The organism is Methylibium sp. T29 (assembly GCF_000576205.1).
In the GTDB taxonomy this organism is placed as follows: Bacteria; Pseudomonadota; Gammaproteobacteria; order Burkholderiales; family Burkholderiaceae_C; genus Methylibium; species Methylibium petroleiphilum.
Genome location: NZ_AZND01000439.1, coordinates 1 through 1,680, shown reverse-complemented (window position 1 = coordinate 1,680; position 1,680 = coordinate 1). Strand labels below are relative to the sequence as shown.

Annotated in this window: 1 pseudogene; it reads left to right on the top strand. The window is 71.6% G+C overall.

Annotated features, from left to right (window positions below):
• Nucleotides 1–1,657, top strand: a pseudogene (locus x551_RS21830) (excinuclease ABC subunit A); the annotation flags it as partial.
• Nucleotides 1,658–1,680: the final 23 nt, after the last annotated feature.

The window sequence follows — 1,680 nt, the reverse complement described above, 5'->3', positions numbered from 1 at the left end:
GGCCTCGCGGTCGAGGAGGGCTGCCGCTGCAGTCGCTGCTGACCGAGGCGCGGCGCGCCCGGCGCGAGCGCGAGGCCGGCGCTGCCGCCCACGCGATCCAGATCGTCAATGCCCGCGAGCACAACCTGCAGGGCCTGTCGGTCGACATCCCGCGCGGGAAGTTCAGCGTGGTCACCGGTGTCTCCGGTTCGGGCAAGAGCACGCTGGCCTTCGACATCCTGTTCAACGAGGGCCAGCGCCGCTATCTCGAGAGCCTCAACGCCTACGCGCGCAGCATCGTGCAGCCGGCCGGCCGGCCCGAGGTCGACGCGGTGTACGGCATCCCGCCCACCGTCGCGATCGAGCAGCGCCTGAGCCGCGGTGGCCGCAAGAGCACCGTCGCCACCACCACCGAGGTCTATCACTTCCTGCGCCTGCTCTACGTCAAGCTCGGCACGCAGTACTGTCCCAAATGCACGGCCGACGCCAGCGTGGCGGTGCGACCGCAGACGCCGGAGTCGATCGCCGCGCAGCTGCTGCGCGACTACAAGGGCCAGCACATCGGCCTGCTCGCGCCGCTGGTGGTGAACCGCAAGGGCGTCTACACCGACCTCGCGAAGTGGGCCGCGCAGCGCGGCCACACGCACCTGCGGGTCGACGGCGAATTCCTGAAGACCTCGCCGTGGCCACGCATCGACCGTTTCAAGGAGCACACGCTGGAGCTGCCGGTCGGCGACATCGTCGTCACGCCCGACAACGAGGCCGAACTGCGCGCGCTGCTCGCGAAGACGCTGGAGCTCGGCAAGGGCGTGGTGCACCTGCTGGGCCCGCTCGACGGCCTGAAGGCGGCGATGGCCGCCGGCGCGCCGACGCACCGCATCGGCCGCGTCAAGGTGTTCTCGACCAAGCGCGCCTGCCCCGCCTGCGGCACCAGCTACCCCGAGCTGGACCCGCGCATGTTCTCGTACAACAGCAAGCACGGTTGGTGCCCCGATTGCGTGGGCACCGGCCTCACGCTGACGCGCGAGCAGCGCAAGGCCCTCGACGATTCGGTGCGCGACGACGACACCGGCGGGCGCGAGAAGACCTTCGCCGAACCCGAGATCGAGGACGTGGCCGACGCGCCCTGCGGCACCTGCCATGGCGCGCGCTTGAACCCGGTCTCGCTGGCCGTGCGTTTCGGCCGCGGGGCGGAGGGCGAGCAGTCGATCGCCGCGGTGGCGGCGCGCGCGGTGAACGACGCGCGCCGCTGGATCGAGACCCAGAAGCTCGATGGCCGCGAGGCCACGATCGCACGCGACGTGATCGCCGAGATCCGCTCGCGGCTGGGCTTCCTCGACCAGGTGGGCCTGGGCTATCTGACGCTCGATCGCGCCGCGCCCACGCTGAGCGGCGGCGAGGCGCAGCGCATCCGCCTCGCGGCGCAGCTGGGCAGCAATCTGCAGGGCGTGTGCTACGTGCTCGATGAGCCGACCATCGGTCTGCACCCGCGCGACAACCGCGTGCTGCTCGATGCGCTGCACACGCTGGGTTCGCAGGGCAACACGCTGGTGGTGGTGGAGCACGACGAAGACACCATCCGCCGCGCTGACCACATCATCGACATCGGCCCGGCGCCGGCAAGCGCGGCGGCCGTCTGGTGGCGCAGGGCACCGCCGCCGACCTGCTGCGCGCCCCGACTCGCTGACCGGCCGCCCTGCT